The 25,111-nt window shown below is 48.4% G+C and carries 28 protein-coding genes; 18 read left to right on the forward strand and 10 right to left on the reverse strand.

Annotated elements, in window-relative coordinates:
- The first annotated feature begins 29 nt into the window (after nucleotides 1-29).
- The 8 genes from argB to ADU24_RS03150 all read left to right on the forward strand — a co-directional run bounded on the left by argB (nucleotide 30) and on the right by ADU24_RS03150 (nucleotide 8,262).
- Nucleotides 30-839, forward strand: coding sequence for an acetylglutamate kinase (gene argB / locus ADU24_RS03115; protein ID WP_053365257.1), 810 nt, complete (start codon nucleotides 30-32; stop codon nucleotides 837-839).
- Complete coding sequence (locus tag ADU24_RS03120) at nucleotides 826-2,013, forward strand: acetylornithine transaminase (protein WP_053365258.1); 1,188 nt, start codon at nucleotides 826-828, stop codon at nucleotides 2,011-2,013. The genes argB and ADU24_RS03120 overlap by 14 nt, the downstream gene beginning before the upstream one ends.
- A 112-nt stretch (nucleotides 2,014-2,125) precedes the next feature.
- Nucleotides 2,126-3,097 (forward strand): ornithine carbamoyltransferase, encoded by a 972-nt coding sequence (argF, locus tag ADU24_RS03125; RefSeq protein ID WP_053365259.1) that lies wholly within the window; start codon nucleotides 2,126-2,128, stop codon nucleotides 3,095-3,097.
- 80 nt (nucleotides 3,098-3,177) lie between these two features.
- The gene (locus tag ADU24_RS03130) at nucleotides 3,178-4,389 is read left to right on the forward strand and encodes an argininosuccinate synthase (RefSeq protein WP_053365260.1); all 1,212 of its coding nucleotides are present in this window, start codon (nucleotides 3,178-3,180) and stop codon (nucleotides 4,387-4,389) included.
- 104 nt (nucleotides 4,390-4,493) lie between these two features.
- Nucleotides 4,494-5,867, forward strand: coding sequence for an argininosuccinate lyase (gene argH, locus ADU24_RS03135; RefSeq protein WP_053365261.1), 1,374 nt, complete (start codon nucleotides 4,494-4,496; stop codon nucleotides 5,865-5,867).
- A 160-nt stretch (nucleotides 5,868-6,027) separates the two neighbouring features.
- A complete protein-coding gene (locus ADU24_RS03140) occupies nucleotides 6,028-6,903 on the forward strand; it encodes a carbon-nitrogen hydrolase family protein (protein ID WP_053365262.1) in 876 nt (291 codons plus the stop codon).
- 5 nt (nucleotides 6,904-6,908) lie between these two features.
- Nucleotides 6,909-7,598: a GNAT family N-acetyltransferase gene (locus ADU24_RS03145; protein WP_053365263.1), complete on the forward strand. Its 690-nt coding sequence runs from the start codon at nucleotides 6,909-6,911 to the stop codon at nucleotides 7,596-7,598.
- Complete coding sequence (locus ADU24_RS03150) at nucleotides 7,588-8,262, forward strand: hypothetical protein (RefSeq protein ID WP_053365264.1); 675 nt, start codon at nucleotides 7,588-7,590, stop codon at nucleotides 8,260-8,262. The genes ADU24_RS03145 and ADU24_RS03150 overlap by 11 nt, the downstream gene beginning before the upstream one ends.
- 274 nt (nucleotides 8,263-8,536) lie before the next feature.
- On the opposite strand, the gene ADU24_RS03155 is transcribed toward ADU24_RS03150, so the two are convergent.
- Nucleotides 8,537-9,634, reverse strand: coding sequence for a M20 family metallopeptidase (locus ADU24_RS03155; RefSeq protein WP_053365265.1), 1,098 nt, complete (start codon nucleotides 9,632-9,634; stop codon nucleotides 8,537-8,539).
- A gap of 502 nt (nucleotides 9,635-10,136) precedes the next feature.
- On the opposite strand from ADU24_RS03155, the gene ADU24_RS03160 reads away from it, so the two are divergent.
- Entirely contained in the window at nucleotides 10,137-10,628 is a 492-nt protein-coding gene (locus tag ADU24_RS03160; protein WP_053365266.1) for a DoxX family membrane protein, read from the forward strand.
- Nucleotides 10,629-10,744: 116 nt separating this feature from the next.
- Here ADU24_RS03160 and ADU24_RS03165 read toward each other — a convergent pair whose 3' ends face one another.
- The 3 genes from ADU24_RS03165 to ADU24_RS03170 form a co-directional block, all read right to left on the reverse strand.
- Complete coding sequence (locus ADU24_RS03165) at nucleotides 10,745-10,933, reverse strand: YfhD family protein (protein WP_053365267.1); 189 nt, start codon at nucleotides 10,931-10,933, stop codon at nucleotides 10,745-10,747.
- A gap of 140 nt (nucleotides 10,934-11,073) precedes the next feature.
- Nucleotides 11,074-11,202 carry a YfhE family protein gene (locus ADU24_RS22465; protein WP_082306795.1) on the reverse strand — a complete coding sequence of 43 codons (129 nt, stop codon included), beginning with the start codon at nucleotides 11,200-11,202 and terminating at the stop codon, nucleotides 11,074-11,076.
- Nucleotides 11,203-11,269: 67 nt separating this feature from the next.
- Nucleotides 11,270-12,172: a TIGR01777 family oxidoreductase gene (locus ADU24_RS03170; RefSeq protein WP_053365268.1), complete on the reverse strand. Its 903-nt coding sequence runs from the start codon at nucleotides 12,170-12,172 to the stop codon at nucleotides 11,270-11,272.
- Between the two features lie 101 nt (nucleotides 12,173-12,273).
- On the opposite strand from ADU24_RS03170, the gene recX reads away from it, so the two are divergent.
- Nucleotides 12,274-13,083, forward strand: a complete 810-nt coding sequence (gene recX, locus ADU24_RS03175; RefSeq protein WP_053365269.1) for a recombination regulator RecX — start codon at nucleotides 12,274-12,276, stop codon at nucleotides 13,081-13,083.
- An 11-nt stretch (nucleotides 13,084-13,094) separates the two neighbouring features.
- On the opposite strand, the gene ADU24_RS03180 is transcribed toward recX, so the two are convergent.
- Entirely contained in the window at nucleotides 13,095-13,769 is a 675-nt protein-coding gene (locus ADU24_RS03180; protein ID WP_053365270.1) for an SDR family NAD(P)-dependent oxidoreductase, read from the reverse strand.
- 96 nt (nucleotides 13,770-13,865) lie between these two features.
- Between ADU24_RS03180 and ADU24_RS03185 the strand changes: the two genes are divergently transcribed.
- Nucleotides 13,866-14,189: a YfhH family protein gene (locus tag ADU24_RS03185; RefSeq protein WP_156324506.1), complete on the forward strand. Its 324-nt coding sequence runs from the start codon at nucleotides 13,866-13,868 to the stop codon at nucleotides 14,187-14,189.
- Nucleotides 14,190-14,240: 51 nt separating this feature from the next.
- On the opposite strand, the gene ADU24_RS03190 is transcribed toward ADU24_RS03185, so the two are convergent.
- Nucleotides 14,241-14,414 carry a small, acid-soluble spore protein K gene (locus ADU24_RS03190; RefSeq protein WP_053365272.1) on the reverse strand — a complete coding sequence of 58 codons (174 nt, stop codon included), beginning with the start codon at nucleotides 14,412-14,414 and terminating at the stop codon, nucleotides 14,241-14,243.
- 116 nt (nucleotides 14,415-14,530) lie between these two features.
- Between ADU24_RS03190 and ADU24_RS03195 the strand changes: the two genes are divergently transcribed.
- Nucleotides 14,531-14,800, forward strand: coding sequence for a YfhJ family protein (locus ADU24_RS03195; protein WP_053365273.1), 270 nt, complete (start codon nucleotides 14,531-14,533; stop codon nucleotides 14,798-14,800).
- Nucleotides 14,801-14,848: 48 nt separating this feature from the next.
- On the opposite strand, the gene ADU24_RS03200 is transcribed toward ADU24_RS03195, so the two are convergent.
- Entirely contained in the window at nucleotides 14,849-15,829 is a 981-nt protein-coding gene (locus ADU24_RS03200; RefSeq protein WP_053365274.1) for a metal-dependent hydrolase, read from the reverse strand.
- 168 nt (nucleotides 15,830-15,997) lie between these two features.
- On the opposite strand from ADU24_RS03200, the gene mutY reads away from it, so the two are divergent.
- A complete protein-coding gene (gene mutY, locus ADU24_RS03205) occupies nucleotides 15,998-17,095 on the forward strand; it encodes an A/G-specific adenine glycosylase (protein WP_053365275.1) in 1,098 nt (365 codons plus the stop codon).
- A 47-nt stretch (nucleotides 17,096-17,142) separates the two neighbouring features.
- On the opposite strand, the gene ADU24_RS03210 is transcribed toward mutY, so the two are convergent.
- Nucleotides 17,143-17,367, reverse strand: coding sequence for a hypothetical protein (locus ADU24_RS03210; RefSeq protein WP_053365276.1), 225 nt, complete (start codon nucleotides 17,365-17,367; stop codon nucleotides 17,143-17,145).
- A 111-nt stretch (nucleotides 17,368-17,478) separates the two neighbouring features.
- Between ADU24_RS03210 and fabL the strand changes: the two genes are divergently transcribed.
- The 5 genes from fabL to ADU24_RS03235 all read left to right on the forward strand — a co-directional run bounded on the left by fabL (nucleotide 17,479) and on the right by ADU24_RS03235 (nucleotide 22,166).
- On the forward strand, nucleotides 17,479-18,228 hold the full coding sequence (fabL, locus tag ADU24_RS03215; RefSeq protein WP_053365277.1) for an enoyl-[acyl-carrier-protein] reductase FabL: 750 nt from the start codon (nucleotides 17,479-17,481) through the stop codon (nucleotides 18,226-18,228).
- A 110-nt stretch (nucleotides 18,229-18,338) separates the two neighbouring features.
- Nucleotides 18,339-18,614 (forward strand): gamma-type small acid-soluble spore protein, encoded by a 276-nt coding sequence (locus tag ADU24_RS03220; protein WP_053365278.1) that lies wholly within the window; start codon nucleotides 18,339-18,341, stop codon nucleotides 18,612-18,614.
- A gap of 574 nt (nucleotides 18,615-19,188) precedes the next feature.
- Nucleotides 19,189-19,455 carry a YgaB family protein gene (locus ADU24_RS03225; protein ID WP_053365279.1) on the forward strand — a complete coding sequence of 89 codons (267 nt, stop codon included), beginning with the start codon at nucleotides 19,189-19,191 and terminating at the stop codon, nucleotides 19,453-19,455.
- Between the two features lie 178 nt (nucleotides 19,456-19,633).
- A complete protein-coding gene (gene ntdP / locus ADU24_RS03230; RefSeq protein ID WP_053365280.1) occupies nucleotides 19,634-20,164 on the forward strand; it encodes a nucleoside tri-diphosphate phosphatase in 531 nt (176 codons plus the stop codon).
- A 241-nt stretch (nucleotides 20,165-20,405) separates the two neighbouring features.
- Complete coding sequence (locus ADU24_RS03235) at nucleotides 20,406-22,166, forward strand: ABC transporter ATP-binding protein (protein ID WP_053365281.1); 1,761 nt, start codon at nucleotides 20,406-20,408, stop codon at nucleotides 22,164-22,166.
- A 294-nt stretch (nucleotides 22,167-22,460) separates the two neighbouring features.
- Here the strand turns inward: ADU24_RS03235 and ADU24_RS03240 are convergent, their stop codons facing one another.
- Nucleotides 22,461-23,543, reverse strand: coding sequence for an aromatic acid exporter family protein (locus ADU24_RS03240; protein ID WP_053365282.1), 1,083 nt, complete (start codon nucleotides 23,541-23,543; stop codon nucleotides 22,461-22,463).
- A 222-nt stretch (nucleotides 23,544-23,765) separates the two neighbouring features.
- Nucleotides 23,766-25,061 carry a glutamate-1-semialdehyde 2,1-aminomutase gene (locus ADU24_RS03245; protein ID WP_053365283.1) on the reverse strand — a complete coding sequence of 432 codons (1,296 nt, stop codon included), beginning with the start codon at nucleotides 25,059-25,061 and terminating at the stop codon, nucleotides 23,766-23,768.
- Nucleotides 25,062-25,111 lie beyond the last annotated feature (50 nt).

Here is a 25,111-nt window from a genome sequence, read left to right on the forward strand (position 1 = left end):
ACTTTGCCAAAACGAGTGGGGGAAAAAGGATGGGCTTCTTGGTAATCAAGTGTGGCGGAAGCATTATGGATGAAATGCCGCATTCATTATATGAGGATATTGTCGCATTAAAGCAGTCGGGTGAATGGTCGCCAATTATTGTGCATGGCGGCGGCCCGCTGATTACGTCTCTTCTTGCAAAATTGGATATCAAAACTGAATTTGCCGGGGGCTTAAGGATTACGAACCACGAAGTGCTGGATGTAGCCGAAATGGCGCTGAGCGGATTGGCCAATAAACAATTGGTGAGGAACCTTGGAATCGCAGGCGGCAGGGCAATCGGAATCAGCGGTACGGACGGAGGGCTCCTGGAAGCAAGGCCGGCAGAAAATGCGGGAATGCTCGGCTTTGTCGGTGAGGTATCCACCGTAAAAACATCGATTATCGAGCACCTTGTCGACGGCGGCTTCATCCCGGTCATTTCCCCAATCGGAATGGATGGAACCGGGCAGAGATACAACATTAATGGTGATACAGCCGCAGCGGCGGTTGCAGCCTCCCTTGGAGGAAAGCTTTGTTTTATCAGCGACATCCCTGGCATCCTTGTTGAAAAAGAAGGGCAAAAAACTAAACTGGATGCTGCCACCCCAGCCGAAATTGATGGATTGATTGAATCAGGCCAGATTTGGGGCGGGATGATTCCAAAAGTGCGGGCGGCGGTAAATGCGTTGACCCTCGGAGTCAAAGAAGCGGCAATCATTAATGGCCTCGAGCCGGGTAGCCTGCTTTCATACGCCAGCGGGGAAACGGCGGGAACGAAAATTATCCTTGAACAGGAGGCCATCCATGGCAACTCATAGTACAGCCGAACAAGTTTCGGCGCTCATGCAAACATATAGCCGATTCCCGATTTCCCTTGCCAAAGGGAAGGGTAGCCATGTTTGGGATACAGACGGGAACGAATACCTTGATTTCACATCGGGAATTGCAGTATGCAATCTCGGCCATGTCCCCGACCAGGTAAAAAACGAGGTTCAAAAGCAGCTGGATGAATTATGGCATTGCTCGAACCTTTACCATATTCCAGCCCAGGAAGAGCTGGCCGCGCTTCTTGTTGAAAATAGCTTTGGGAACCAGGTGTTTTTTTGCAACAGCGGGGCTGAAGCGAATGAAGCTGCGATCAAATTGGCAAGAAGGTACGCTCGGAAAGTAAAAGGGAACAATTCACCTGAAATTATTACATTCAAACAGTCTTTCCATGGGAGGACGATGGCGACGCTGACCGCAACCGGACAGGAAAAAATTCAAGATGGATTCAGCCCGCTTCTCTCTGGCTTCCGCTACCTGCAATTCAATGACATGGCTTCACTCGGCGAAATTAAGGGGAGCAATGCCTGCGCGGTTTTGCTGGAGCTTGTCCAGGGTGAGGGAGGAGTCATTCCTGCAGACCCGGCCTGGGTGAAGGAACTTGAAGCGATTTGCCGGGAAAAGGGGATCCTGCTCATGATTGATGAAGTCCAGACGGGGATTGGGCGGACAGGGACATTGTTCGCTTACGAACAATATGGAATCGTGCCCGATGTCATCTCGATTGCAAAAGGGCTGGGCTCCGGTTTCCCAATCGGGGCGATTATCGCCGGAAGTGAAGCCGCGAAGGGATTTGAACCGGGAAGCCACGGCAGTACATTCGGCGGCAATCCACTTGCGGCAACAGCAGGCCTGGCAACGGTAAAGGCATTGCTTGATGGCGGCGTTTTGGAGAAAGCAGCTGGACTGGCAAGCTACCTGGAAAAAGGCCTGGAGGAACTGAAAGCCCGGAATTCGGTTGTAAAGGAAATCCGCGGGCTGGGACTTCTTATAGGAATAAAGGTTGAATCGAATGCCCTCGATATTGTGAAAAAGGCAATTGAAGAGAGGCTGCTTATTCTGACGGCCGGACCTGATGTAGTCAGGATCCTCCCGCCGCTCACTGCTTCAAAGGAAGAAACGGACCAGTTCCTGGCAACTTTAGATAGAGTTTTAAACAAGTTCTAAGCGTTTTGCAAAAGTAATTTTGCCAAAGAGGTATGGATATAGACGAAATCGACCGGTTAAAGCTATTCACGCCGAAATGACCGGGAGGGTTTTTAAAACGGAGGGGAACAACATGCTCAATGCAATCAGAAAGGGAGAATCATTCGTACCAAATTTAAAAGGGAAGGATTTCTTGCGGCTGGCGGACTTTTCGCAGGAAGAAATCGGCTGGCTGCTTGAGACGGCTGTCCAGCTTAAAAAAGCGCAAAAGCAGGGGAAACCGCAGCCATTCCTGAGCGGAAAGGTGCTCGGAATGATTTTTGAAAAGTCCTCGACCCGGACGCGCGTATCATTCGAAGTGGGAATGATGCAGCTTGGGGGCCAGGCCATCTTTTTAAGCACAAAGGACCTTCAGCTCGGACGCGGCGAAACGATTGCCGATACCGCAAAAGTCCTTTCCCGTTATGTCGATGCGGTGATGATCCGTACTTTTGGGCATGGGCGGATTGAAGAATTTGCCGAGCATGCGTCCGTTCCGGTCATCAACGGGCTGACCGACCTCCACCATCCAGCCCAGGTAATGGCCGACCTTTTAACGATTTACGAAAACAAAGGCTATCTTGAAGGCCTGAAACTCTGCTACATCGGTGACGGCAATAACAATATGGCCCATTCCCTCCTTGAGGGAGCCGTAAAAATGGGTATGAATATTAGCATTGCCAGCCCAGCAGGCTATGAGCCGAACAGCTCCATTGTGAGCCAGGTGGAAAAAGAGGCAAACTTGACGGGAAGCAGTGTTTTGTTGACCGGTGATCCCCGCGAAGCGATTACCGGCGCCGATGTGGTCGTCACGGACGTTTGGACGAGCATGGGACAGGAAGAGGAAGCAAAGGAACGCCTGTCAACATTCGCCCCTTTCCAGGTGAATGAGGAACTGTGCAGCCTCGCAAACAAGGATTATCTCTTCCTGCACTGCCTGCCCGCCCATCGCGGCGAGGAAGTCACAACTGAAATCATCGACGGTCCTCACTCCGTTGTGTTCGACGAAGCCGAAAACAGGCTCCACGCCCAGAAAGCGATTCTTAAGGCGTTGCTCGTGGGATAACAGTGCGTTAGCTACAAGTTATTTTTTTAAAAAAGAATTGAAAATAAATACTCAAAAAAAACAACTAAAGAGGTGCAGAAATGGCGAAAGAAAAAATTGTTTTGGCATATTCGGGTGGATTGGACACGTCCGTCTCCGTTAAATGGATTCAGGAGAAATACGGGTACGATGTAATTGCGCTCGGGCTCGATGTCGGGGAAGGCAAGGATTTGGAAGCCATCCGCACGAAAGCGCTGAATGTTGGCGCAATCAAGGCTTACATGATCGACGCGAAAGAGCTTTTAGCAAAAGAATATATTGTCCCTGCCCTGAAGGCGAACTGCCTGTATGAAGGGAAATATCCATTATCTTCGGCATTGTCGAGACCGCTAATCTCAAAACTGCTCGTTGAGGTTGCGGAAAAAGAAGGCGCGACCGCGGTGGCCCATGGCTGTACCGGAAAAGGGAACGACCAGGTGCGTTTCGAGGTGTCCATCCAGGCGCTCAATCCTGATTTGAAGGTAGTCGCTCCTGTACGTGAGTGGGGCATGACAAGGGATGAGGAAATTGAGTATGCCCAGGAAAAAGGGATTCCTATTCCAGTAGGCCTCGACAACCCGTTCTCGATTGATGCGAATATTTGGGGGCGCGCCTGTGAGGCCGGGGTCCTTGAAGATCCATGGGCTGAGGCGCCAGAAGCTGCATTCGACTGGACGAATCCAATTGAACTCACTCCGGATGACCCGGAATATATTGAAATCGATTTTGTAAAGGGCGTGCCAACCGGGCTTAATGGTGAGCAGCTGCCGCTTGTCGAGCTAATTGAAAAATTGAATGAACTTGGCGGAAAGCATGGCATCGGCCGTATTGACCATATCGAAAACCGACTTGTCGGCATCAAGTCGAGGGAAGTGTACGAAAACCCTGCCGCTCTAATCCTGATCCAGGCGCACAAGGAGCTTGAATTCCTGACACTTCCGCGTGAGGTAACCCAGTTCAAGACGCAGGTTGACCAGCAGATGGCGAAAATCGTTTATGAAGGCCTATGGTACTCGCCGCTGAAAGCCGCGCTGGATGCGTTTGTTGACCAGACACAGGAAGTCGTGACCGGAACAATCCGCGTCAAGCTCCACAAGGGGACGCATATGACTGTTGGCCGCAAATCTCCATACAGCCTTTATAACGAAGAGCTTGCAACTTATTCGAAGGGCGACGCGTTCGACCATCTTGCGGCAGAAGGCTTCATCAAAATCTGGGGTTTGCCGACAAAGGTTTATTCCCAGGTGAATAACAAGCAGTCCGTCCTGAAATAGGCTTTGTGCAGGCTGGACGATTCCAAATAAACAACAATCCAAACTAACATGCGGCTTCCTCTGAAAAATGGGGAAGCCTGCATGAATCATCAGGAGGCAGGCTTATGTCAAAATTATGGGGCGGCCGCTTTACAAAAGAAACAAATAAATTGGTTGAAGAGTTTACCGCTTCAATTTCTTTTGATAAAAAGCTGGTCAAGGAAGACATCGAAGGAAGCCTGGCCCACGCAAAAATGCTGGGCGAGTGCGGAATCATCCCAATGGAGGACGTCGAGAAAATCATTGGCGGGCTCCAGAAAATCAGTGAGATGGCCGAAAAAAACGAGATTGAGTTTTTAATAGAAGATGAAGATATCCATATGAATATTGAAAAAAAGCTTATTGAACTAATCGGCCCGGTTGGCGGGAAGCTGCATACGGGCAGAAGCAGGAACGACCAGGTGGCAACCGATATGCATCTGTATCTCAGGACTAAGACCAATGAACTGATTGGCCTGGTTGAAAATGTCCAGGAAGCGATTGTTGAAAAGGCGAATCAGCATATCGATACGCTGATTCCCGGCTATACCCATCTCCAGCGCGCCCAGCCAGTTTCGTTCGCGCATCATTTAATGGCGTACTTCTGGATGTTTGAGCGGGACAAGGAAAGGCTCAAGGACAGCCTGAAACGTGTGAACTGGATGCCGCTTGGCGCAGGGGCCCTGGCCGGGACAACCTTCCCAATCGACAGGGAACTGACGGCCGGACTGCTTGATTTTGAAACAATTTACCCGAACAGCATGGATGCGGTAAGCGASAGGGATTTCATTCTTGAGTTTCTATCGATTGGATCAATTATTATTACCCATATATCCAGGCTTTCCGAAGAGCTGATTATCTGGTCGAGCCAGGAATTCCGATTTATTGAACTCGATGACTCTTTCTGCACTGGCTCAAGCATCATGCCGCAAAAGAAGAATCCGGATGTCCCGGAGCTTTTACGCGGAAAAACAGGCAGGGTATACGGGAACCTTATCGGCCTCTTGACCGTCTTGAAAGGCTTGCCGCTTGCGTATAACAAGGACCTGCAGGAAGACAAGGAAGGCATGTTTGATACGGTTGAAACGCTCGAAGGCTCGTTAAAGCTGCTCGCACCAATGATCGAAACGATGAAGGTGAACGGCGAAGTCATGCGCCAGGCACTGAACGAGGACTTCTCGAATGCGACTGATATTGCGGATTATCTCGCAGCAAAAGGAATGCCGTTCCGCGAAGCGCACGAGGTGATCGGCAAAATCGTCCTTTACTGCATCCAAAACAACAAATACCTGCTTGAACTGACTATGGACGAATACAGGTCCTTCAGCGAACACTTCCAGGGTGACATCTACAAAATCCTCACACCAGAACACGTCGCCGGAGCGCGCAACAGCTACGGAGGAACCGCACCGGACCAAGTCCAAAAACAAATCCAGCTTGCCAAAACCCTTCTCGCCTAGTATACAGACTTGTGGGTGCCAGGCACCGCTGTGGGACATTTTTTGTCCCACTATGGTGCCTGGCACCCTTTTGGTTCTTTTTGGAGCAAAACGGTATCGGTTTTGCTCGTAATAAGGGATAATATAGGAAATCAATTTTTGGATAGGGGGAAGTGGTCCTATGAAGTTAAGGGTTTCTGCGGTTCAGTATCATCTTCATACGATTTCGTCTTTTGAGGAGTTTGCGGCTCAGTGCGAGCATTACATAAAAACGGCTGAGGAGTTTGGGTCGGAGTTTGTTCTTTTTCCGGAATTTTTCACCACCCAGCTGCTTTCAATCGGCGACGGTACGGGTAAGGCGCTGACAATCAACGACCTGCCGGGTTTCACTGAACAATACCGAGAGCTGTTTGCTTCATTCGCGAAACAAACAGGGATGCACATTATTGGCGGCACCCATGTCATTGAAAGGGGAGGCAAGCTCTATAATACAGCCCATTTATTTTACCCGGATGGAAGAATAGAGGAGCAGGCCAAACTGCACATCACCCCAACCGAGGTTCACGAATGGAATATGGAGAAGGGCGACAGCTTCCGTATTTTTGACACGGAAAAAGGCAAGATTGCGATTCTTACCTGCTATGATATCGAATTCCCTGAAATCGTCCGAATGGCCAAGGCAAAAGGAGCCGATGTGATTTTCTGCCCATCGTGCACCGATGATCGCCACGGCTTCCATCGCGTCCGTTACACAAGCCACGCAAGGGCAATTGAAAACCAGGTGTACGTTGTCTTGACGGGGACAGTCGGCGCACTTCCGACAGTCGATTTCATGCGCCTGAATTTTGGCCAGGCTGCCGTCATTACGCCAAACGACATTCCATTCCCTCCTAAAGGGCTAATGGTTGAAGGTGAAATCAATGACGATATGATTGTGACGGCCGACTTGGATCTTGAACTATTATATGAGGTCCGCGAACGCGGATCTGTAACAACATGGCGTGACCGGAGGACCGATTTGTACGTGGATTGGGAAAAAAATGAATCGGAAGGATGAGGAGCATGTACAAAAGCGAGTTTTTTGTATACGAGCAAGGGAAGCCGTATTCCGTTTGCATAAGGAATTATACGCAAGATGATTTTGACGGGCTTATTGAAATCCAGTCCGAATGTTTCCCGCCGCCATTCCCTTCAGACCTATGGTGGAACAAGGAGCAGCTCGCTAACCACGTAGAACTTTTTCCTGAAGGAGCGCTCTGCGTGTCGGTTGATGGGAACCTGGCCGGATCGCTTACCGGGCTCCGCGTCAACTTTGATCCGGCGCAGCCTGACCACACTTGGGAAGAAATAACGGATAATGGCTATATCCGTAACCACTTGCCAGACGGGAACTCGCTATATATTGTCGACATCAGTGTCAGGCCGAAGTACCGGAAGCTCGGGCTTGGAAAATTGATGATGCAGGCAATGTACCATGTTGTCATAGAACAAGGAATCGACAGGCTGGTTGGCGGAAGCAGGATGCCGGGCTACCACAAGGTTGCTTCGTCGATGGCCCCTCAGCAATATCTTGAAAAGGTAATGGCGGGCGAACTGAAGGACCCGGTCATAACCTTCCTGCTCCGATGCGGCCGGGTGCCGGTTGCTGTCGCGGAAAATTACCTTGACGATGAAGAATCAAAGAACCATGCCGTTATTATGGAATGGAAAAACCCGTTTAAGAACGAAGGAGTGCCTGGAAATGGAATATAAGCGCATAACAAGCATTGAAGACCCGAATTTTAGAAAACTGCACAATCTAATGGGCGAAATTTTCCCTCCGGAGGAAGTGCTTGAATATGATTTATGGAAGGAACCGCTCGAAGACCCGGGCATCCGTGTGTTTGTCGCTGTGGATGGAGACGATGTGGTCGGCGCGACCGAATACCGCTATTATGAAAATTGGAACATCGCCATGACCGATTTCACGATAATCGGCCAGCCTGGAAAAGGCATCGGCCGTTTCCTCGCTGTTAACCGGATGAAGGACCTGAAGGAGCTTGCCGGCAAAAACGGCAAGGAGCAGCTGTACGGCATGTTTGCTGAAATCTATGACCCTTACCGTGTAGCAGATTACGAGTTTGGCGGTGTCAAAGTAATGGACCCCTACGTACGCCGCGAAGTGCTTTCCCATCTCGGCTACAAGCGCCTTGACCTTGAGTACGTCCATCCATCATGGGAGAACAATGGGGAAGCCGTTTCCGGATTGGACCTGGGCTTCATGCCGGGAGATGAGGGCCAGGATACGATCGAAGCCTCACTCGTCGTTGATTTCCTGACAACCTATTACTCCGTCTTGTCAAACAAGCCAAAGGAATGGCTGGATATGATTGAATCACTCCGGTCAAAAGAAACGATTGCCTTACTGCCATTGTAGGCATAAACGAACCGCGCCGCCCTCTTTCGTTGATGGGCGGCGCGTTTTTTGTTTTGTGCGTACGTGGAATTTGAATTAACTGGATTCAGTTAACATAAAGGCCAGCGGATTGGCTGCTAATCCCTGTTAGGCAGAATTAATCTCTTTTTTGGCATTAATGATGCGTCATTTGGCATTAATAATGATTCGTTTGGCATTAATAAGTCCTGATTCAGCATTATTATTGCCCAATCCGGCATTAATGCCAAACATAACAATAAACATAGGTTTCATTTTAACCATGTTCTTCCTCAGTCCGCCTCTTAAACGCCACCAATCTATCAGATAAAGCCAGTTCGACAAGGATGTTCCGAAAAGCCAGCACAGATTCAATTTCCACGTATTCCTCATCACCGTGCCAATCCCCGCCAGCGGGGCCGAATTCGATGGCCGGTATTCCGTATTTAGCAAAGAAGACAGTATCCGCACTGCCATGCTGGCCGAAGTAATGGGCAGGCAGAGCAGTATAACGTTGAACAACATCGCCCAGCAATTGCAGGAAAGGATGGTTTCGGTCTGTATCAATCGGTTTCGAAAACATCCCTGGAATAAGCTGGACATCGTCAATCCCGCTAATTTGGCGGAGAATTTCATCCTTGTCCTGGCCAGGGAGATAGCGGATATCGAACCCCATCATGCATTGATCTGGCACAACGTTATAGGCGCCGCCTGCATTTATTTTTGCCAAATTGATCGATGGTTTTTCATAATAATCGCTGCTTTCGCAAGCAAAAGGAAGGTTGAGAATTTCACGATAAACACCGTAAGCCTTTTCTATCGCATTAACCCCTTCCCATGGGCGGCTTCCATGTGCCGGCTTTCCGGTTGCAAGTATATCCGTGCGTAAAACGCCCTTCGCCTGGTTGGCGATACCAAGCCCCGTCGGCTCGCCGCAAATGGCGAAATCACCTCGATAGCCGTTTTCAACTAGGTAGCCAGTGCAATTGAATCCGCCAATTTCTTCGTCTGAAACAATCTGCAACTGGACCTTAATTCTGAGCTCCCTGCCATTTAAACGGGCAAGAGCGGACATCATCGCTGCGACTCCGGCCTTCATATCAGCCGAGCCCCTTCCGAAAATCTTTCCGTCCCGCTCATAAGGGATGAATTGGGCCGCCTTGGCGGCAACCACATCGACATGGCCATTCAGGACAAGGGTAAAATCACCACTTCCAATCTCGGAAACAAGCATCCTGTAGCCATTGTTTTCAAAAAAAGAAACCGGAAGCCCGTTTTCGCGCAGCCAGTCGCCACAAAATCGTACTGCTTCATTTGCACCGTCAACCGAGCTGCTGTCTATGGAAATTAAATCGTTAAGCAATTTTAGTACCAAACAAGCCATCTCCCTTCGCAGTAAAAGTGACCCATCCCAGTTTAAGGTGAACAGAACAGGGAATGTAGAGAGAAAGTATCACATTCCCGTACTCATCCCCATTTAAACCCATTTTAGCGAAACATTCAGTTATTCAGTAAGATATCCACAATAAAATCGTTATTTTAACAATCATCCACAGACTTATCCACTTTATCCACAGAAATACCCCCAAAAGTTATGCACAAAGGTTGGTTTCTACACACCTTTTATTTTGTTATATTCATAAATATTATCCACAATATCCCCGATATCCACATTTGTTCACATTTTATACTATAAATATAGTGAAATACATATTGATAGTTCTTAATCGGGGGAGTAAAGTAAGGATGTAGACAATAAGTGAAAACATTCACAAACTTAAATCCTAAATAAAAGAACTTATCCAAATAAATTTTTTTCATTAAGTATGTGAATAATTTCACAAGTTACAACAAAACAAAAATAGGAGTTGGTTAAAATGAAAAAGTGGTATCAGACACCTCAGGCTGCAACAGTATGGACAATCGTCAGGATTTGGCTAGGCATTCAATGGCTCGAAGCAGGCTGGCACAAGATTACAGGTGGATTCGATGCTGGCGGATTCCTTAAAGGCGCCATTGCAAAGGCAGGCGGAGACCACCCGGCCGTCCAAGGCTGGTATGCTGATTTCCTTCAAAGCGTAGCAGTTCCGAATGTCGACCTCTTTAACGTCCTAATTCCTTTGGGTGAAACACTTGTTGGCCTGGGACTGATTCTCGGAGCAGCAACAATCCCTGCTTTAATTGCGGGTGCCTTCATGAACTTGAATTTCTTGCTTGCAGGTACGACAAGCACTAACCCAATTCTTTACACAGTAACATTCGTCCTCCTGTTCGCTGGCAGCGGCGCAACCTACTGGGGCGTTGACCGATTCGCGGTGCCTTATCTAAAAGCGGCAATCAATAAAAAGGCTGTTGCAAATAAAGCGTAACTTAAAAAGGAGCAGGGTCGCCCTGCTTCTTTTTTCGGCTGTTTTGGTGAAATGGAATAATTAAAAAACGAGCATTCGCCTTAACTCTTCCAGGCGAATGCTCGTTTTCCTAATGATTATTTCCGCCTGCTTTTCGCCCTTTGGTCGGCGGCTTTTGACCTGGCCATTGCCTCGAGGTCGTCGTGGTCGGCAAGGTCGCGGTCAAATTCGACGTCGCGCCCATCGGTAATTTTCAGGTTCTTTGGAGTTTGTGGCAGGGAAGCTGTGTTTTTGTCACGATTCCTGTGTCCGCGTGAACGGGCCATCACGAAAAACCCCTTTCGGAAATAAAATTGCGGAGTAACCCGCAGTATTATCGTTTCCGACGCAGCCCCAGCCATAAGTGGGAAATTTTTCAGAAAGCCTCATCATGTTAAAATTACAAGAAAAAACCGTTATCCTTGCCTTACCGTTTCCTCCGTTTCGGCCCTTCAAACCCCGCCGCTCTGTCAGCCGCTTTAAATTCCCGCTGATAAAGGACTTCCTGCGTGGCCGTCAGCGTAACCCTCGCCTTATCCTTTTTGGGTTTTTCCATATGTGATCCCTTCCTTCAAGAAAAGTATGCTGCTATTCCAATCCTTTCCTTAACGAGGGGGAATGATTCAACTTTTGTATATATTTTTAAGTGCCGATCCGAGTTCCGGAAAGCGGAAGTTGTAACCGGCATCGAGCAATTTTTTCGGCATGACCCTTTGTCCTTCGAGTACGAGCGAGCTCATTTCACCAAGCAAAAGCTTCAGCGCGAAACCTGGAACAGGCAGCCAGTGCGGGCGCCCGAGCACTTTCCCAACCGTCTTTCCAAAATCCTTCATTGGAACAGGTTCGGGCGCCGTGAAATTCACCGGGCCTTTAACGCCTTCATTTTCAATGGCAAAAAGAATTCCGGAGACGGCATCATCGAGGTGGATCCACGACACCCACTGCCGCCCCGAGCCGACCGTGCCGCCGCCGAACAATTTGTAGGGGAGAGCAATCCTTGGCAACGCGCCTTCTTTGCTATCAAGGATGATTCCGAACCTGCACAGTACGGTCCGGATGCCAAAATCCATGGCTTGCATGCTCGCATCTTCCCAGCGTTTGACCACATCCGCAAGAAAATCGTTCCCGGGAGGGCTGCCTTCAACAAACGTTTTACTTTCCGAAGTGCCGTAAAATCCAACCGCGCTTGCGGCAATATGGACTTTCGGCTTTTCTGCCATCGCGGCCATGATCCGGACGGCTTCGTTGGCCGCAGAAAGCCTGCTCGTCAACAGCCGTTTTTTCCTCTCCGGCGTCCAGCGTCCGCTGTTCAGCGATTCGCCGGCGAGGTTAACAAGGGCATCCACTCCTGCTAGTTCATGCTCCGGGCGGCTTCCCTCAGAAAGCCATTGTACATATGAAAGCCCAGCCCTGCCGCTTTCTTTTTTCTTTCTCGTTAAAATAAACACCTCATGTCCCTTCTCGAGCAAAGCTTCTGCAAGGGCGCTGCCCAAAAAGCCGCTGCCCCCAGCAATTGCGATCTTCATACCAAATCCTCCCTTCTGAAAAATCTGTTACCTCCATTCTAGCTTCTTCCCATATGAAAGGCACTCTTAGAGTATGGTAAAGTGGAGAAGAGGTGAGGAAAATGGCAACCATTACGAAAATCACCACTCAGAAGCGTGATACAGGAAGATACAATATTTATATGGATTTCGGCAAAGGGGAAGAATTCGCTTTCAGTGCCGATGAAGCCGTAGTTATTAAGTTTAAATTGAAAAAGGGTATGGAGCTCGATGGGTTTGCGCTTGCGGAAGTCGGCTACCATGATGAAATCCGCAAAGCGTACAACAATGCCATCAACTACCTGTCCCATAAAATGAGGTCGGAAAAAGAAGTCCGCCAGCACCTTAAGGAGAAGAAGCTGGAAGAAGCGGCCATCAATGAAGTCATTCATAGGCTGCTTGAACAAGGGTACCTGAATGACGCCGAATATGCCGACGCATATGTAAGGACGCAAATCAGCACAACCGATAAAGGGGCTTACGTTGTCAGGATGGAACTGAAGGAAAGAGGCATCGCCGACCCGCTGATTGAGGAAGCGCTAAAGCAATACACTCCCGAGGACCAATTTGAAAAAGCAAAGGCGCTTGCCGAAAAATATGCGCGCAAGTACTCCTCAGAGTCAGAGCGGGTACTCAAACAAAAGCTTGATGCGATGCTTCGCCGGAAGGGGTACCAGACCGATGCTATCCAATTCGCATTGAATGAAGCCGATTTTGGCAGGGAAGAAAGGGATGAACTTGAAGCAATCCGCCTGCAGGGCGAAAAGGCCCACCGGAAGCACGCCAAGCTGACGGGCTACGCCTATGAGCGAAAAATGAAAGAAACCCTATTTCGCAAAGGGTTTCCGATCGAGCTGATTGAACGCTATCTTGAAGCACGCGGTGAAGATTAATGTCCCGCGTGCTATTTTTTCCGTTCGATGATGATTTCCTTCTCACCCAAGCCTTCAACTATTTTCCGGGCAACATCAAGCGGCGGCATGAGGTTTGAAGGGTCGGCCACATGTGTGCTCCCTTCCCAAAAAGGCGTATCCATCCCGCCCATATAAACGGCGCTAAAGGTTATTCTGCTTCCTTCATATTCTTTTTGAAGGCTTTCGGTAAAGCCGCGGACCGCAAATTTGCTAGCTGCATATACAGCTTCATTCACTTTGCCGCGCAGGCCGGCGGTTGAAATGATGTTTACGACCTGGCCGGAGCCCGCCTGTTCAAGATAGGGGAGGACCGCTTTTGTCATAAAGATGGTCCCGAGTGCGTTCGCATTGAATAGTTCGGAAATTTGTGCGTTGTCCATTTTTCCAAAAGGCCCGAAATGCCCGATTCCGGCGTTGTTGACGAGGCCGCGGACGGTTTTGCCTTCGAGTGCAGTGGCGAGCTTTTCCGGCAGGCTTTCCGGCTCGGCTACATCAAGTTCGAGGGCAGTTGCGGATCCGCCGGAAGCCTCGATTTCTTCTTTCATGCGGAGGAGCTTGTCCAGCGTTCTTCCTGCGAGCAAAACATGCCATCCTTCTTTCGCCAATAGCAGGGCGATTTCACGGCCGAGCCCCGAACCCGCGCCTGTTACAATAAACGAATTCATGGTGTATTCCTCCTATTCCCAATAAGCACTATCCTTTTAAAACTCCCTATAATTTACTATACTGAAGCTATAATAACAATGAAGGTGGCTTTATGGATGGAACGGGAAAAACGGTACAGTGCCATGACCGAGTACGAATTGAGGAGTGAGATTGCCGCTCTCAATGAAAAGGCGAGGAAGGCTGAACAGATGGGGATGGTGAATGAATTTGCCGTCCTTGAGCGGAAGGCTATGATGGCAAAAGCATATTTGCTTGACCCGAAAATCTTTAAGCCTGGGGAAATGTACGAAATAGAAGGCGACCCTGGTTCTTATTTTAAAATTGATTACCTGAATGGGGTTTTTGCTTGGGGGTACCGGCTTGGCGGTACAGGACAGGAAGAGGCATTGCCAATTTCAATGTTGATCCAGAAGGGCTGAAGCCAGGCACCGCTTGGTGATGCCTGGTTTCGGCCGGGTGGGGACAGAAAGTTAATATGATTTAATTTCGTCCGGGTCTCTTTGCGAAGAGGCTTTCATTCGTTCCTGAGGATGGGTATTGATTGTGCCATCCGCCCTCGTTGAAGCATATTCTGCTTTTGCGCGCGGTTCTCCTTCGAACTTGTTGTCATTTCCGTACGGGAAGCCCTTTGCCTTGTTTCTCATTGCTCCTGCCTCCATCCGTCACATTTTTTGCCGCAGAGCGGAAATGTTCTGCGTATGAATAGTATTTGTTCATTTTTTATCAATATGTAGCTGATTTTCTACCAGGGGGTGACAAGATGAACGACTATCATGAAAGGCTGACGAAGGTTTTGCTCGATAAAAATGATTATTTGTCCTATGGGCAGGCGCGGACCTGGGTTGAGCTTCTGTGGGAGGATTTCGAAACGACCTATGCGAAGGCGGGCAGGGAGTATCAGGGCAGTGAAATGACTGAAAAAGTGGTCCGCCAGTGGATTGAGAATTATGGTGAGAGCCTCCATGAATTTGCCGCGCAGAATCCGAAATACGCGCATTATTTGAAACAGGATAAAAATAAATTGCATTGATAAAGAAAAACGGCAGCCCGCTGATGGCTGCCGTTATGTTTTGTTTTTTTATCCTGGCAGGATGGCCAGTTTCTTTCGCAATTTCTCCTCGCTGAAAATCCAGCCTGTATAGGAATTGAGTACATTCAGGTCGGGATCGAGGTGGGCGACGGCGACGAATGGGTAGTGGCCGTTGCTTCGGTAGCGGAGGTCGATGAACCTGACCTCGTAGTAATCGTCGAATTCCTTTACCTCCCATCTGTAGACGGGGGAGAAGGATAGGAATGCGGAAATGTTCGTGTCTTTTTTCGCCGCATTGATAACAGGCGTGTCCGGCACGGGAACGCGCTTGAATTTATCGAGGATTCGTACGTTTGCTCCCTGGGCTCTCCCGACGAAAAATTCGTTTTCGTTCATGACAGCTACCTTCCAGTGGTTGAATTTCATTGTTGGGGCGACGACAATCTGGGTCGCGTCCGGCACCATCTGTTTGACGGCGTTCACTACCTCACGTTTAACGGAAAACCTCAGCAAATAATACACAATGAGGATTCCGTACACGACGAGGAATGTATATCCGGGATCCGCGCCCATGATCCAGACGACAAGGCCGGCGACATGGACGCCAAATATGAATGGGTCGAACGTATTAATAACGCCTAGTGCCACCCATTTGCATGAAAACGGCCTTAGTGCCTGGGTTCCGTAGGCGTTGAAAATATCGACAAATACGTGCAGGAATACCGCGATTTGCGTCCATAACCACAGATGGAATAGATTCACATCCGGGGTAAAGAAAAAGATGATGCCTGTAATTAAAAGCGGCCACAGGAATACTGCCGGAACTGAATGGGTGATTCCCCGGTGGTTCCGTATATATACCGCGTTGCTTCTAAGCTTTAAAACCGTATCTATATCCGGGATTTGCGATCCGATAATTGTCCCGATCATAACACTGCTGGCTGTTGCTGTATGTGGTGCAACGGCCGGGTCAAGAGTGGCCAAGCCTCCCAGGGCAAGCCCCATTACGACATGTGTGCCAGTATCCAAGGTGCCGGTTCCTCCTTTTTCGGGAACGATTTCCCTTTTAAAATTTCTTGCCAATGGCTAATTCGTATTTTACGTTAGTATATGGCGGCAAGTTTGCCCTTGTTGAAATAATACTATTATATTCCCACTTTACTCTGTTTTTTAACATAGGGGAGGATAAATCTCAAGATGAATCATTTGGAAAATATTGAAAAGATAGATATAAAGCAATTTCAATCAGACCTTATTTCCTGGTTCCGCTCGGAGCAACGGAACCTTCCATGGCGGGAAGACAAGGATCCTTACAAAGTGTGGGTATCGGAAATTATGCTTCAGCAGACGCGGGTCGACACTGTCATCCCTTATTTCCGAAGGTTCATGGAGCAATTTCCGTCGATTGAAGCCTTGGCCGATGCAGAAGAGGATAAAGTTTTAAAGGCGTGGGAGGGCCTAGGATATTACTCGAGGGCAAGGAATCTCCAGGCGGCGGTCCGCGAAGTGAAGGAAAAATACAATGGCGTTGTCCCTGATTCCCCTAAGGAGATCGCCACTCTGAAAGGGGTCGGCCCGTATACAGCGGGGGCAATTTTAAGTATTGCATACGGCATTCCCGAGCCAGCTGTCGATGGGAACGTCATGAGGGTCTTGTCGCGGATTTTGCTCATCCGTGAAGATATCGCAAAGCCGTCCGCGCGGAAGATTTTTGAGGAAGCGGTCAGAAAGTTGATTTCCCACGAGGCGCCATCCGACTTCAACCAGGCGCTGATGGAGCTTGGCGCCCTCATTTGCACCCCAACCTCGCCGTCATGCTTGTTATGCCCGGTCCGGGAGCATTGCCAGGCTTTTCATGAAGGTGAACAAAATGCCCTTCCCATCAAGGCGAAAAAGAAAAAGCCGAAACAAGTACGCCTTGCAGCCGCCGTTGCTGTGGACGGAAACGGGAGAATCCTGATCAGGAAGCGCCCGGCGGAAGGGCTTCTGGCTAATTTGTGGGAGCTTCCATCAGTTGAGGTTCACCCTCCGATTGGAAATGCCCCCGAGGAATTGGAGCGTTTTTACAAGGATGCCCTTGATGTGAAAATAATGACTGGCGAGGCCATTGGCCAGGTCCAGCATGTATTTTCCCATCTTGTCTGGGACGTCACAGTCTATGTGGCGCGGCTGGAGGGCCCAGTCGCTGAAAATGAAAATCTGCGCCTCGTCCCTTTGGCAGGGCTGTCTGATTTCGCGTTTCCAGTACCGCATCAAAAAATGCTCGCGCTTTATGCGGCACGCAGTGAGGGGTAGATGAAATAAAAAAACAGCCGGAAAACCGGCCGAATGGATTCTAGCAATTAATCATAGTTCACTTTTGTTCCATGGGTATAATCGGCTTCGCCCCGGTTCAGGCCGCCGCGCCGTTCGATTTCTTCAACGATTTCCCGGTGGATGGCCACGCCTTCTTCATTTAGATAAGGAACTACCTGCTGAAGGGAATGGTGGAAAAACGCGAGTTCGCTGTTTTCCCATTCACTTTTCGGTTTCATTGTCAGTTCGGTCATGTCCCGTCCGACATACATGGCAATTCTCCTTTCCAAAGGATCAGTCATGGTTAGTGTTTGGATTCAATTGTCTTCTATACCCGGAAACGCTAAAATAAAAACAAATCGAGCAGGAAAGGAATTACGTCAATGTCACAAAAAGTTGCACTTGTTACAGGAAGCAGCAGGGGAATCGGCAAGGCTGCCGCAATCCGGCTTGCGAAAGAAGGATACGATATTGCGATTAATTATGCGCGTAGCAAAAGCGCCGCGCTTGAAACGGCCGCCGAAATTGAGGCTCTTGGCCGGAAAGCAGTCATCATTCGGGCCAATGTCGGGGATGTTGAAAAAATTCGTACGATGTTTGCCACGGTTGAAGAAGAATTCGGCCGGCTTGATGTATTCGTCAATAATGCCGCGTCGGGTGTGCTCCGTCCTGTTATGGAGCTTGAAGAGTCACACTGGGACTGGACAATGAATATCAATAGCAAGGCGCTCCTGTTTTGCGCGCAGGAAGCTGCAAGGCTGATGGAGAAGAATGAAGGCGGAAAAATCGTCAGCATCAGCTCCATTGGATCGATCCGCTACTTGGAAAATTACACAACAGTTGGGGTATCGAAAGCCGCCCTTGAGGCGCTTACCCGCTATTTGGCGGTTGAACTCGCACCGAAAAACATTGTCGTAAATGCCGTTTCCGGAGGAGCGGTCGATACAGAAGCACTAAAGCATTTCCCGAACAGGGAGGAGCTTTTAGAGGAAGCAAGGAAAAAAACGCCAGCGGGCAGGATGGTTGAAATTGATGACCTCGTCGATACCATCATGTTCCTAGTCTCCGAACAATCGAAAATGATTTGCGGACAGACCATCATCGTCGATGGTGGGATCTCATTGCTCGTTTAACAAAAAGCATGTGCCCTAATTGGAAAAATGTTTTAAAAATTTTACCTGCGAAATATTTAGGATAGACCCTCACCTTCATGGACAAATTAATAACCGTGGAGGTGATTACAATGGCAAAATTCAACCAACAAGCTGGCAGGACTTCTTCTGGAACAAACATCCAGGAAGTAAGGCAGCAAAATGCTCAAGCTGGCCAAGGCCAATTCGGCACTGAATTCGCGAGCGAAACAAACGCTCAAGAAGTAAGGCGCCAAAACCAGCAAGCTGCACAAGGCCAACAAGGCCAACAAGGACAATTTGGCACTGAATTCGCGAGCGAAACGAACGCTCAGGAAGTAAGACGCCAAAACCAGCAAGCTGAAAGCCGTAAAAACCAAAACAGCTAATTGAATGTACGATAAGGCGCCCTTAACGGGGTGCCTTTTCCTTTTTAATTTGGTTTTTCACAGCAGTGGACAGCCGTTCATTCGGGAAAATTGACTAAGAGCCCGAACAGCAGTTGGCCGTGGTTCATTCGGGCTCTAAAGGATGACTTAGAGCCTGAACAGCAGTTGGCCGTGGTTCATTCGGGCCCTAAAGGATGACTTAGAGCCCGAACAGCAGCAGGCTGTAGGTCATTCGGGCTCTAAAGGATGACTTAGAGCCCGAACAGCAGTAGAAGGGCATCATTTTGGCAGGTGTGCAAGCCTGGCAGACCAATCAAATCAAGCATTAAATTGGGGCAAGCAGAATCCTCCCTGTAAATATTTTGCAGTAACTAAACATTAAAGGAGGTCAGACCTTTCATTATTTTACTTATTTAGGCGTTTAATGGATAATCTACTTCTAATAATAAAGAGTTTTTTTATAAACCCCATTCCCCTTCGACAAAACTTCCTGCGATGCAACAGAACTAGTCAAAGGAGATAAAGTGATTTTCAAGAATACATAAGGGAACAACTAAAGCGGGGCGGTGGTAGAATGAAAACATTTAGCCAAATGGTTTCCGAACAAATGAAAACGATGGAGAAACTCCTTTATTTGCAGGCTGAACTAGAACGGTGCCAGGAGATAGAGGGCGAGCTGCAAATGCTCCAAAATGAAACCGAGCTTGAATCCATCCAGAATGAAATCAGAGGGATGAAGGCTGAACTGAGGGATATTCAAAAAAAATTCGAGGAACAAACCGAGGAAGTCATTCGGTCGTACCAACTTGGGAATAATGATATGAAAGAGGTAACCGGTTAATGAAGAAATTGAATTTTTTTAAGGGCCATTTTGCTTCTGATAATGGCTCTTTTGTTTTAAAATAGCTATCTAACCGTTATAATAGGAGAAAACAGGAATAGCCTTTTGTTGCCTTTTGTCGTTTTTTTGATTTATTATAGGTTGCAAAGCGTTCGGGAAATGAAAGTAGGGGAGATTCATGGGTTTACCCATTGAAGGAGAACCAATGCAAATACACAGCTATAAACATAATGGGCATATCCATCGCATATGGGAAGAAACCACCATTCTGAAGGGAACTCAAAACCTTGTGATTGGCGGCAACGACAGGACAGTTGTCACGGAATCCGACGGACGGACATGGGTAACGCGGGAGCCGGCCATTTGCTATTTCCATTCGGAATGCTGGTTCAATGTGATTGGGATGATTCGCGAGGACGGGATCCATTATTACTGTAATATTAGTTCGCCGTTTATTTTTGACGGGGAATCATTGAAGTATATCGATTATGACCTTGATATCAAAGTGTTTCCGGATATGACTTTCAATTTGCTTGATGAGGACGAATATGAGCGGCACCGCCGGGAAATGAATTATCCGGATGTCATCGACCAAATCCTGAAGAGGAACGTTGAGAAGCTGATCAGGTGGATCCGCCAGCGCAAAGGGCCGTTCGCGCCTGATTTCATTGATACATGGTATGAACGCTATCTCTCATTGAGGAAATAGGCAGTCATGAGCCCTGTTGATTACATCAACAGGTTTTTGTTTGCCGTCTAGATTATCATAAAAGTAATCCTTGTGGTATAACTCGAAATAAGTTATTGTAATCCAGCTCCAGCGCCTAGCCCCTCGAGGTCATAAGCCGGTTCCCTCCGGAGGGCAGGCCCGTCCTGCGGGACCCATCTTATGCTGGTCGGGGCTGCCCAAGGCGCTTACGCATTTTGTTCAAAAAGGGGGAGGAAACAGTTTGGGCAGCATCAGGAGATACCTTCATTATGTTAAACCATATAAATGGCAAATCATCGGGACCATCCTTATCGGAATTATCAAGTTTGCCATTCCGCTTATTATCCCGATGCTTATAAAATACGTCGTCGATGATATCGTTGGCGGTACCATGCCAAAAGCCGAAAAGCTGGACAAGCTATTTTGGATCATGGGAATCATGCTTGTCATTTTTGTTGTTTTGCGGCCGCCTGTCGAGTATTACCGGCAGTATTTCGCCCAATGGACCTCCAGCAAAATCCTGTACGATATTAGGGATAAACTGTATACCCACATGCAAAAACTGAGCTTCAAATATTACTCCAATACAAAAGCCGGCGAAGTTATTTCCCGGGTTATCAATGATGTCGAGCAGACGAAGGCATTCGTCATTTCAGGTCTAATGAACCTGTGGCTTGATGTCGCGACCATCCTGATTGCTATTGCCGTTATGTTTACGATGAATGTGAAGCTGACAATCGTGTCGCTTATCCTGTTCCCGCTTTATGCCATTTCGGTAAAGTTTTTCTTCGGGAATTTAAGGAGCCTTACCCGGAACCGCTCACAGGCACTTGCGGAAGTCCAAAGCTACCTGCATGAACGTGTCCAGGGAATGGCCGTGATTAAAAGTTTCGCAATCGAAGAACATGAGCAGAAGCAATTTGATAGGACAAACAAGAATTTTTTGAAAAGAGCGCTTGAACATACGAGCTGGAACGCCAAAGCATTCGCGGTGGTCAATACGATTACGGACATCGCCCCGCTTCTCGTTATCGGTTACTCAGGCTATCTCGTAATTGAGGGCCAGCTGACTGTCGGGACGATGATTGCCTTTATCGCCTATATTGACAGGCTTTACAATCCGCTCAGGAGGCTCGTCAACTCATCGACGACGATTACCCAGTCATTCGCTTCCATGGACCGAGTGTTTGAATTCGCCGATGAAAAATACGATATCGTCGATGAACCCGGGGCCATTGACTGCACATCCGTGAAAGGGCATATTTCTTTTGAAAACGTCAGCTTTTCATATGGCGAGAGCGAAGAGATGGTCCTTAAGAATATCAACCTTGAAGCGAACAAAGGCGAAACGATTGCCCTCGTCGGGATGAGTGGAGGAGGGAAATCCTCGCTCGTCAGCCTGATTCCAAGGTTTTATGACGTAACGGAAGGCCGAATTTTGCTCGATGGAACGGATATCCGGAAATTCAAGGTTCAGACCCTCCGTGATAAGATCGGGGTCGTATTTCAGGACAATATCCTTTTCAGCGACTCGGTCCGGTCGAATATCCTTCTTGGGAAGCCGGGTGCGAGTGACGAGGAAGTCGAAGCGGCGGCTCAGGCAGCCAACGCGACGGAATTTATCGCGAATTTGCCGGAAGGATATGAAACGAAGGTCGGCGAGCGCGGGGTCAAGCTTTCCGGCGGCCAGAAGCAGCGGGTGGCGATTGCCCGCGTCTTCCTGAAAAATCCGCCAATCCTAATACTAGATGAAGCAACGTCGGCACTCGACCTTGAAAGTGAGCATCAGATTCAGGAAGCGCTTGAAATGCTCGCGAAGGACCGAACAACGTTCATCGTCGCCCACCGCCTGTCTACGATTACCCATTCCGATAAAATCGTCCTCATCGAACATGGCCGGATTGTCGAAATCGGCACGCATGAGGAATTGATGGAAAAGCAAGGCGGCTACTACCGTCTTTTCCAAGTCCAGCAACTCGAACAAAAAACCGGGACGGAGTAATTGCTTCGAACCGGTTTTTTTGCGTGGCGGGAAAATCAATCGAATTTAATTGGTTCAATATTGTGAGTGGTGCAAATTAACCAAAATAGTTCATGAATTTCAAATCATTCAAGGTGTTTCCTGCTTAGGCAAAGTTATTCTATGATGAAAAACGGTGTCCAATTGAAGCTGGGATTCGGACAGCAAAAGGATGTTTAGCCGTCCGAATGAGGATATTTGCAAAAATAATTTACACTTCCTACCCGATAAATTTCTAAACAAAAAGCACCAGTTTAACCTGGTGCCTCACTAAACCTATTCCAAAGCCTGTTCCTCAATCTCGACTTCGTTCTCGCCTTGATGGTAGGACAGGAAGCTTGTGACAAGTGTATCAAGATGCTCGACATGCTCGCCGTAGTCAAGGATGGCCGAGATGATTTGCATCGTATGGTAAAGGTGGTTATCATCCTCTTCCTCGTATTCCTTTTGCCTGGCAATGAAAAGCCGGAAAACTTCGCGCTTATCAAGGCATTGGACAGGGTTTTCCTGCGATGCTTCCTGGCGCACTTTCCCGATATATTTCAGCATGATTTGCTCATGGACGGTAATCAGGCAGTCAAGCTGTTCCTGAATCGATTGCCTGTAATGTTCCGGAAGAAAATTGTATTCATTCTCGAAACGATGCAGGCGGTTCAACGTCTCCAGAGCCTTTCCCGAGGTGGAAAGCATATGCCTGTAGATAACAAGCTTGCGAGCTTTTACCGCGTCTTCCCGTTTGAAGTACTTTCTCTCTTCTTTATACATCGTATAAGTGACATCTGCCTTGGAAAGGATATCCCGCAATTTTTCAATTTCGTTCTTAATCAGATTATGGTCGGATGCATTCCGGGCAGTCAGCCTGATCCAGCGGATAATATCCTCGGTCGTACCGGATATTTTATGATACAACCTGTTCTCATACCGGGGTGGAAGGAAAACAAGGTTCACAACGAATGCCGAAAAAACGCCGAGCATAATCGTCGAAAACCGGATAGCCGCAAATTCAAGGAACTGGTCGCCAGGCGATTCCATAATCGATATAAGCGTCACAAGCGAAAGGCCGATCGTATTTTCAAGCTTTAACCGAAGATTAATTGTAATGACGATAATGACAGCAATCCCAATTACAACAATATGGTTACCTAGAAGCATGACAAAGGTTGTCGCGAATATAGCTCCAATCAAATTTCCCTGTACCTGCTCAAGAATGGACTGGTAAGACCTATAAATGGTTGGCTGTACAGCGAAAATAGCGGCAATCCCGGCCATGACCGGCGACGGCACATTCAGCAGCTTGCAAAGCAAAAGCGCCAGCATAATGGCGATTCCCGTCTTTAAAATTCGCGCACCTAACTTCATTGAAAAAATTCCCTTCAATTCATTTCTCTAATAAAGCAAGTATAGCCCAAAATAAATAACTGTCCAGCACTGTGCAAAAATCCAAAGGCTTTTCATTACTTTTTACTCATTTCCGGCCACGGTTAAACAATTCAGTACTATACAATGAATAACAAAGCAAAGCAAGGGTATTTTTTGTGAAAAAATCCAGGGCAGCTGTTGGCCCTGGATTTTAATTGGGGACTATTCATTCATAAGTGAATAAAACGCATTGTCAACCGCATGGAGTGTTGCCTCGATATCCTCTTCCGAATGGGCGATGGTGACAAACCATGCTTCATATTTCGAAGGAGCCAGATTGATGCCCTGGTGGAGCATCAGCTTAAAGAACCGAGCGAACATTTCGCCGTCCGTATTTTCCGCCTGCTCGTAGTTTTCAACCTTTTCTTTTGTAAAATAAATCGTCAACGCACCCTTGAGGCGATTAATCGTAATTGGCACGCCATGCTTGCCTGCCGATTCGAGTATGCCTTTTTCAAGCATTTCGCCCAGTCGGTCAAGGTTTTCATACACGCCATCCTGTTTAAGTACTTCCAAACAAGCAATCCCGGAGAGCATTGAAGCCGGGTTTCCTGCCATCGTCCCGGCCTGGTATGCCGGCCCGAGCGGGGCAACCTTTTCCATGATTTCCTGTTTGCCGCCGTAGGCGCCGATCGGCAATCCGCCGCCGATAATTTTTCCGAGCGCGGTCAAATCAGGCGTGATGCCAAGAAGGTCCTGCGCGCCTCCGTACATAAACCGGAATGCGGTGATTACTTCATCAAAAATAAGCAGCGCGCCCGCATCGTGTGTAAGCTCTTTTACCTGCTCGAGGAATCCGGGCTTCGGTTCGACAATGCCGAAGTTGCCGACAATTGGTTCAATCATGACGGCTGCGACCTGGCTTCCCCATTTTTTAAGCGCATCCTTTAAAGGTTCGATTTCGTTAAATGGAACTGTGATCACTTCCTGGGCGATGCTCTTTGGAACGCCAGCGGAATCAGGAGTCCCAAGAGTGGCTGGGCCGGATCCTGCTGCGACAAGAACAAGGTCGGAATGCCCGTGGTAGCAGCCCGCAAACTTAATGATTTTATCCCGGCCGGTATAGGCTCGAGCGACCCGGATCGTCGTCATGACCGCTTCCGTTCCCGAATTGACGAAGCGGACCTTGTCCATTCCCGGCATCGCTTCCTTCAGCATTTTTGCAAGCGTAATTTCATGGGGCGTAGGCGTTCCGTACAGGACGCCGCTCTCAGCCGCTTTTTTGATCGCTTTCGTAATATGCGGGTGGGCGTGCCCCGTGATGATTGGCCCGTATGCGGCAAGATAATCGATGTACTGGTTTCCATCAACATCCCAGAAGTACGCTCCCGCCGCGCGTTCCATCACAACCGGCGAGCCGCCGCCAACCGCCTTGTAGGAACGGGAAGGGCTGTTCACCCCGCCGACAATATGTTCAAGTGCTTCCTTATGTAATTTTTCGGAATTGGAAAAGTTCATTGTAAAAGCCTCCTCATTATTTCTTTCCTATAATAGCATTGTTTGTTTCG

The sequence above is a fragment of the Bacillus sp. FJAT-27245 genome (assembly GCF_001273955.1).
In the GTDB taxonomy this organism is placed as follows: Bacteria; Bacillota; Bacilli; order Bacillales; family Cytobacillaceae; genus Bacillus_D.

What these genes read in the sequence shown, in the direction of transcription:
- ADU24_RS03120 (WP_053365258.1), top strand. Translation starts at nt 826, where the DNA reads ATGGCAACTCATAGTACAGCCGAACAAGTTTCGGCGCTCATGCAAACA.
- ADU24_RS03190 (WP_053365272.1), bottom strand. Translation starts at nt 14,414, where the DNA reads ATGAGAAACAAGGCAAAGGGCTTCCCGTACGGAAATGACAACAAGTTC.
- fabL (WP_053365277.1), top strand. Translation starts at nt 17,479, where the DNA reads ATGTCACAAAAAGTTGCACTTGTTACAGGAAGCAGCAGGGGAATCGGC.
- ADU24_RS22465 (WP_082306795.1), bottom strand. Translation starts at nt 11,202, where the DNA reads ATGGAAAAACCCAAAAAGGATAAGGCGAGGGTTACGCTGACGGCCACG.
- mutY (WP_053365275.1), top strand. Translation starts at nt 15,998, where the DNA reads ATGAATCATTTGGAAAATATTGAAAAGATAGATATAAAGCAATTTCAA.
- ADU24_RS03195 (WP_053365273.1), top strand. Translation starts at nt 14,531, where the DNA reads ATGAACGACTATCATGAAAGGCTGACGAAGGTTTTGCTCGATAAAAAT.
- ADU24_RS03180 (WP_053365270.1), bottom strand. Translation starts at nt 13,769, where the DNA reads ATGAATTCGTTTATTGTAACAGGCGCGGGTTCGGGGCTCGGCCGTGAA.
- ADU24_RS03210 (WP_053365276.1), bottom strand. Translation starts at nt 17,367, where the DNA reads ATGTATGTCGGACGGGACATGACCGAACTGACAATGAAACCGAAAAGT.
- ADU24_RS03130 (WP_053365260.1), top strand. Translation starts at nt 3,178, where the DNA reads ATGGCGAAAGAAAAAATTGTTTTGGCATATTCGGGTGGATTGGACACG.
- argB (WP_053365257.1), top strand. Translation starts at nt 30, where the DNA reads ATGGGCTTCTTGGTAATCAAGTGTGGCGGAAGCATTATGGATGAAATG.
- ADU24_RS03160 (WP_053365266.1), top strand. Translation starts at nt 10,137, where the DNA reads ATGAAAAAGTGGTATCAGACACCTCAGGCTGCAACAGTATGGACAATC.
- ntdP (WP_053365280.1), top strand. Translation starts at nt 19,634, where the DNA reads ATGGGTTTACCCATTGAAGGAGAACCAATGCAAATACACAGCTATAAA.
- ADU24_RS03150 (WP_053365264.1), top strand. Translation starts at nt 7,588, where the DNA reads ATGGAATATAAGCGCATAACAAGCATTGAAGACCCGAATTTTAGAAAA.
- ADU24_RS03140 (WP_053365262.1), top strand. Translation starts at nt 6,028, where the DNA reads ATGAAGTTAAGGGTTTCTGCGGTTCAGTATCATCTTCATACGATTTCG.
- ADU24_RS03240 (WP_053365282.1), bottom strand. Translation starts at nt 23,543, where the DNA reads ATGAAGTTAGGTGCGCGAATTTTAAAGACGGGAATCGCCATTATGCTG.
- argF (WP_053365259.1), top strand. Translation starts at nt 2,126, where the DNA reads ATGCTCAATGCAATCAGAAAGGGAGAATCATTCGTACCAAATTTAAAA.
- recX (WP_053365269.1), top strand. Translation starts at nt 12,274, where the DNA reads ATGGCAACCATTACGAAAATCACCACTCAGAAGCGTGATACAGGAAGA.
- ADU24_RS03165 (WP_053365267.1), bottom strand. Translation starts at nt 10,933, where the DNA reads ATGGCCCGTTCACGCGGACACAGGAATCGTGACAAAAACACAGCTTCC.
- ADU24_RS03145 (WP_053365263.1), top strand. Translation starts at nt 6,909, where the DNA reads ATGTACAAAAGCGAGTTTTTTGTATACGAGCAAGGGAAGCCGTATTCC.
- ADU24_RS03185 (WP_156324506.1), top strand. Translation starts at nt 13,866, where the DNA reads ATGGAACGGGAAAAACGGTACAGTGCCATGACCGAGTACGAATTGAGG.
- ADU24_RS03170 (WP_053365268.1), bottom strand. Translation starts at nt 12,172, where the DNA reads ATGAAGATCGCAATTGCTGGGGGCAGCGGCTTTTTGGGCAGCGCCCTT.
- ADU24_RS03245 (WP_053365283.1), bottom strand. Translation starts at nt 25,061, where the DNA reads ATGAACTTTTCCAATTCCGAAAAATTACATAAGGAAGCACTTGAACAT.
- ADU24_RS03225 (WP_053365279.1), top strand. Translation starts at nt 19,189, where the DNA reads ATGAAAACATTTAGCCAAATGGTTTCCGAACAAATGAAAACGATGGAG.
- ADU24_RS03220 (WP_053365278.1), top strand. Translation starts at nt 18,339, where the DNA reads ATGGCAAAATTCAACCAACAAGCTGGCAGGACTTCTTCTGGAACAAAC.